The 5,452-nt window shown below is 56.4% G+C and carries 5 protein-coding genes; 1 reads left to right on the top strand and 4 read right to left on the bottom strand.

The window, feature by feature from the left end; translation table 11 throughout:
* On the top strand, positions 1-210 hold a 210-nt coding region (locus tag ABYT30_RS14945), incomplete at its 5' end, for a hypothetical protein (RefSeq protein ID WP_373097330.1).
* A gap of 20 nt (positions 211-230) precedes the next feature.
* On the opposite strand, the gene ABYT30_RS14940 is transcribed toward ABYT30_RS14945, so the two are convergent.
* The 4 genes from ABYT30_RS14940 to ABYT30_RS14925 are packed head-to-tail and all read right to left on the bottom strand — an operon-like array spanning position 231 to position 5,060.
* On the bottom strand, positions 231-2,963 hold the full coding sequence (locus ABYT30_RS14940) for a xanthine dehydrogenase family protein molybdopterin-binding subunit (RefSeq protein WP_373097329.1): 2,733 nt from the start codon (positions 2,961-2,963) through the stop codon (positions 231-233).
* The gene (locus ABYT30_RS14935; protein ID WP_373097328.1) at positions 2,960-3,445 is read right to left on the bottom strand and encodes a (2Fe-2S)-binding protein; all 486 of its coding nucleotides are present in this window, start codon (positions 3,443-3,445) and stop codon (positions 2,960-2,962) included. Before ABYT30_RS14935 ends, ABYT30_RS14940 begins: the two co-directional genes overlap by 4 nt.
* Positions 3,442-4,311 carry a xanthine dehydrogenase family protein subunit M gene (locus tag ABYT30_RS14930; protein ID WP_373097327.1) on the bottom strand — a complete coding sequence of 290 codons (870 nt, stop codon included), beginning with the start codon at positions 4,309-4,311 and terminating at the stop codon, positions 3,442-3,444. Before ABYT30_RS14930 ends, ABYT30_RS14935 begins: the two co-directional genes overlap by 4 nt.
* Complete coding sequence (locus tag ABYT30_RS14925; protein ID WP_373082401.1) at positions 4,308-5,060, bottom strand: CoxG family protein; 753 nt, start codon at positions 5,058-5,060, stop codon at positions 4,308-4,310. The genes ABYT30_RS14930 and ABYT30_RS14925 overlap by 4 nt, the downstream gene beginning before the upstream one ends.
* Positions 5,061-5,452: the final 392 nt, after the last annotated feature.

Genomic DNA, 5,452 nt, shown 5'->3' with positions numbered 1-5,452 from the left:
GGTTGGCCGCGCTGGGTGCTTTCGGATTATACGACCAGTTTAGCAAAGCGTCACGGAAGAGGGGTGTTAGTTCGGATATTTTCGCGCGATGTGCTGGTTTGGCGGTCGGCGCGGGGTAAATTGCAGAGAAGAATTGGTGGCTATTTTCGATCAGCCACTGGCCTTACATCAAGGCTAGAGCAGGGCGGGAATGTCGTTGCCCTGCTCTAGCCTATAGGCCTAAGCGATATTTAAACCCGGGTACCACTGACTTTAGCTGAACCTAAGATCCCCATTTTGCATTTGCCTTTAATGCTGTCGCCCTCGACGACAAGGGTGTATTTCAGGGTGAGCTTCATGCCCATTTCCACTGTGAGGTTAAATTTAATATTGCCGCCATCGACAGTGCCGCCGTCAAATGCCATTTGACCTTCTTTACTGCTGAGGTAGCCAGACAAAGAATTGCCGCTGGTTTCAAAGTGGCCGACCATTTCCTGGGGGCCCATTGGCGTCGATAGCACCATATTCCAGTCGCCGTCGACGACCACGGCGGTATCTGCCCGTGGTGCCGCACTTGGCGCCGGAGCTTGCTCCGGTTCCGGCGCCACGGTGCTTGTTACAGTGGGGCTTGGCGACGAACTCACGGGTGCTTGCGGCGTTGGCGTACTCAAGTCGCGACCTTCAATAACGCTGAGGAGCTTCACTGGGGTGAGGGGCAGCTCTACTGGTACGTCGCCGAAGGGCGACAGCGCATCTGCAATGGCGTTGACCAGGGTGGGCGCGCCGACAATGGCACCGCCTTCGCCGCAGCCACGCATCCCACCAACCGATTGCGAGGGCGTGCTGGCATGGACAAACTCAAATACCGGAATATCGGATATAGCTGGCAGATGGTAGTCTTTATAGGTTGCGGCAGTGGGGTTGCCACGATCATCAAAGCCGACTTCTTCGAGCAATACCATGCCAATGGCTTGTGCCAAGCCTCCGGCAACCTGGCCTTCTACCACGGCAGGGTTAATCGAATTGCCGCAGTCTTCTGAAGAAATCCAGCGCAAAATTTTCACAAAGCCGGTGTCGGCGTCGACTTCAACGACACAGGCATTTGCCGCGCTGGCGAAGGTCATCGGTGGTGGCTGATAGCGGTATTGCGCTTCTAGGCCAGATTCAAAGCCGGGGGGGAGGCGGCTGGGTTCGCCGTAAGCAATATTGGCGATGTCAGCGATTGAGCGGGATTTCTCCGGGGCGCCGGCAAAATGCGCCATGCCCTCGTCGAGGGTGATGGTGTCGGGATCCGCATCAAACAAATGCCCAGCGAGCAATTTAACTTTGGCCGCCAATAGGTCACCCGCCATGATGGCCGCGCCACCGGCGATAACCCCTTGACGACTGCCGGCAGCGCCGGGAGAGAAGCCACCGCGCGAACTGTCACCTTCAAATATCGCGACATCCTCATAGGGAATGCCTAGGCGGTCGGCAAAAATTTGCGCCATGGTGGTTGCGGTGCCGTGGCCCTGAGAGTGAGTGCTCATGACCGCGGTGACTTTGCCGGTGGGCTCAATGCGCACCTGGGCTAATTCGCCGGTCATGGTTGGGATAGCCCCCGCCGCGCCGGTAGGCTCAATGTAAGTGGCGATACCTAAGCCGAGATAACGGCCTTGTTCGCGGGCCGCTTTTTGTTCTTCGCGAAATGCGGGAACATCAAACGCCTCTAAAAGTTTTTCAAGACATTCCGCTGGGGTGATGTCCTCAAGTGGAATTTCCATGCACGAGCTAGTCGGCTGGTCCTTGAGGGTGACTAAATTGCGGCGGCGAATTTCATAGGGCTCGATGCCAATTTTACGGGCCGCGCGATCAAGGGCGGTTTCGCGAATTAGCGATTCCATTGCCCAGGGACCGCGATAAGCGGCTAGGCCAACGGTGTTGCTGTACCAACCGCGGGTGAGAAAGCCATAGGCGGGCATTTTATACGCCGCCCAAACGAACATATGAACCGCAATATTGCATTCTGTCAGTTGCGGGTAGGCGCCGTTATTGCAGCTATAGTCGCCGTGTGAGGCGATGAGCTTGCCGTCGTCGTCGAAGGCGACTTGCAGATCCATCTCTTGTTCGCGGGCTTGGTTGGCGGCGACTAAATTCTCGTAGCGATCCTCAATCCATTTTAATGGGCGCTTAATTTTCATGGCCGCAAGGATGGTGGCGGTTTCTTCCTTCCATGGGTGGTTCTTCAGGCCGAAGCCACCACCAACGTCTTTGGCGATCACGCGTATGGCGGTTTGGGGTAGGCCAAGTGCCATCGAGACCCAGCGGGCGACCATGTGCGGGCTTTGGCAGGTGATGTAAAGCGTCAGTTCTTCCGCGCCGTCGCGGACCGCGACGACGCCACGGGTTTCCATCGGCGATTGTGAAATGCGCTGATGAACGACGCGGTGCTTGATAAGGTGCGGGGCGTTGTTGAGTAATTCAGCGAGGTCTTCATCCAGCTCTTCTTCGCCCATTTGGCCGTTGACATTGTCGTCGGTGCCGGGGTGCACTGGCGGCCCTCTTCGCGCGTCAGCGATGGTAACGACGGGGTCTTGCTCGTCGTATTGCACTTCAACTAAAGACGCCGCGTCTTCGGCGATATGGCGGCTGTCAGCAATGACTAGCGCAACGGGCTCACCGACGTAGGCAACGCGGCCGTTGGCCAGCGGCGTGGTTTCGGCATCTTGGGGCGCTAAGTAAAAGCTGAGCATTTCGACATTGAAACTTGCCAGGTCTTCTTGGGTGTAAATGGCGTGCACACCGGGAATATCTCGGGCCATCTCGGTGTTGATCGAGAGAATGTCGCCGCGGGCGATGGGGCTGCGGGTAAAGGCGACATGCAACATGCCGGGCACAGAAATATCGTCAACATATTGTCCGCGACCGGTAAGGAGGCGCGGGTCCTCTTTACGGGCTACGCGCTTGCCAAAGTAGCGTCCGGGTTTGAATTCAGTGGCGCTCATACTTGCTCCTCCGCAGTGGAGGCGATTAGCTGGGCCGCAGCGCGGCGGATACCTTGGTAGCCAGTGCAACGGCAAATATTGCCGGACAGTGCCGCAATCAATTCGTCTTCGCTGGGCTTTTTGCCATCGCTTGTTAGCGCTGCCATGGTCATCGCCACGCCGGGGGTGCAAAAACCGCATTGCAGGCCGTGTTGGTCGAGTAGCGCTTGCTGGACAGGGTGCAGAGTGCCGTCGTCTGCAGCAAGACCTTCAACTGTGGTGACGTCGCGGCCGTTAGCTTGCACTGCAAGCATCAGGCAGCTGCGCACAGCTTTGCCGTCGACCATGACCGTGCAAGCGCCGCAAACGCCGTGCTCGCAACCGAGGTGGACGCCGGTATAGCCGGCACCGTCGCGTAAGAAATCGGCCAGTGAGATGCGGGATTCAATATCACCGCTGTGACGGTGGCCGTTAACTGTCATTTCAATGCTGTGTTTGCTCATGCGATCTCCCCAGTGGTGAGTGCGTCGCGCAGGGTGCGGGCAAAGATGCGTTTGCCAACGGTGCGGCGATACTCTGCGCTGGTGTGTTGGTCATCGAAGGGGGCGGTGTCGGCAATGGCGCTTTCCGCTAGCGCCTGATAGTCAATCTCACTAAGGGACTTGCCTATCAACATACCTTCTACAGCTCTCATTTTCATCGGGGTTGGTCCCATGCCAAACCACGCTAGGCCGGCGCGCACAATCTTGTCGGATTCAACAACAAGGGCACCGACCATACCGACCAAGGCAAAATCACCGGGCCGCTGGGCTAATTCATTAAAGACCGTGATGTGGCCCTTAGGCCATTCGGGAAAGGTGATGCCGGTGACCAGCTCATCGGGTTCCAGTACGGTCATATACGGGCCGAGATAGAATTCTTCAGCGAGAATTTGGCGGCTGCCCCGCACCGAGCGCACTTCTATTGTCGCGCCCAGCGCTACCGCAGTGGCGGGTAATTCCGCGGCGGGTTCACCTAGGGCGATTGAACCGCCGACCGTACCGCGATTGCGGGTCTGATGGTGGCCAACATGTTTTACCGCTTGGACCAACACGGGCAGGTCTTGAGCAAGAATGTCACTGGTGATCGCTTCGCTCTGGCGGGTGCTTGGGCCAAGGCGTATTCCGCCAGAAATTCGAGATACGCCGTTTAATTCAGCAATTTGATTAATGTCGACGAGAATAAATGGCTGGCTCATGCGCAGATTTAGCAGTGGCATCAGGGTCTGCCCGCCCGCCAACACGGTGGCGCCGCCGCCGGCTTCATCGAGGGCTTTGCAGGCCTCGTCGACTGTCGTCGGTGCGACATAGTCAAAGGGAGCTGGCTTCATTGCTTGTCTCCTTCGAGTAGGCGTCGGAGTAAGGCACTGTCAAGCGTGACGATGGGCGCCGCCGTGCGGCGGCCATATTCGAAGGCCGTGGCGGCAACCAAAATAAGCAACAAGCCAATCGATAGCCCAGTCCACGCCGAGGCCGATTCGGCAAGATTGGAGCCGCTGCCAAAGATAAAGCCGCACAGCATGGCCACGGCAATCGCCAAAATCCAGGCAATGGGGAAGCCGCCAGCAGGGGCTGGCGCGCCAAGTGCTGGTTGTGTTGCTTTTGCCGCTGCGGCAGCTGGTGCGGGTGCTGCTGCTTTTTTGCCGCTAACAATTTCACCGAAGCCACTGAAAAATTTACCGGCAAGTTGTTTCGCAGTGGCATCGATTATCGGACCACCCAGTTGTGCCATGCGGCCACCGACTTGGGCGTCAACATCGTAGGACACCAATGTACCGCCGTCGACAGCACTCAGTTTTACCTTGGCGGCACCTTTCGCAGTACCAGCAATGCCGCCGTTACCTTCCAATAGCAAGGTGTAGCTATTGGGCGGGTTGAGGTCGGTAAGGGTCACCGCGCCTTTAAAACGCGCACCAATGGGACCGACTTTAACTTCGACGACGGCGTCAAAGCGCTCTGCTGAAGACTTATCTAAACTTTGGCAGCCGGGAATACTTGCTCTGAGGATGTCGGGATCATTTAGCGCTTCCCATACGCGTTGAACAGGGGCCGCAATGTGTTGTTCACCTAGCATTTGCATATTATCTGAACCTCCAAGCAATTATTTTGTGTTCTATTAATGGCGGCTATTGGGTAATTTCTATCCTTTGCTGATAAAGGTTTACTCTTTAGCGCGATTTCCGTCAAAGCGGACAATGTTTATTTTTAGTCGGTACAGCGTAAATTTTGTTTGAGCGTTGGTGTCTGTGCGCTCAAGACACCGCCGTTGAGAAATGGTGTCAGTCAACTGAAGTCAATTAAGTATTGTGGCCTATTTCAGTCGCTGGCGTCTAGTGTACAACAGCGCTGCTTAATAGTTTTTGCGCGGCAAATTGTGTGGGCAGGAATTGAATATTGCCTGAGGGGGTAGTCGGTAAAATAGTTGGGGGTGGCGCTGAGCAACAATGCCTCGTCTTCTATTTCCGAGGCACT

The sequence above is a fragment of the Zhongshania sp. genome, from assembly GCF_041623545.1.
Lineage (GTDB): Bacteria > Pseudomonadota > Gammaproteobacteria > Pseudomonadales > Spongiibacteraceae > Spongiibacter.
The sequence above is the reverse complement of the archived record's forward strand: the minus strand, read 5'-3'. Positions and strand labels throughout refer to the sequence as shown.

What these genes read in the sequence shown, in the direction of transcription:
- ABYT30_RS14940 (WP_373097329.1), bottom strand. Translation starts at nt 2,963, where the DNA reads ATGAGCGCCACTGAATTCAAACCCGGACGCTACTTTGGCAAGCGCGTA.
- ABYT30_RS14935 (WP_373097328.1), bottom strand. Translation starts at nt 3,445, where the DNA reads ATGAGCAAACACAGCATTGAAATGACAGTTAACGGCCACCGTCACAGC.
- ABYT30_RS14930 (WP_373097327.1), bottom strand. Translation starts at nt 4,311, where the DNA reads ATGAAGCCAGCTCCCTTTGACTATGTCGCACCGACGACAGTCGACGAG.
- ABYT30_RS14925 (WP_373082401.1), bottom strand. Translation starts at nt 5,060, where the DNA reads ATGCAAATGCTAGGTGAACAACACATTGCGGCCCCTGTTCAACGCGTA.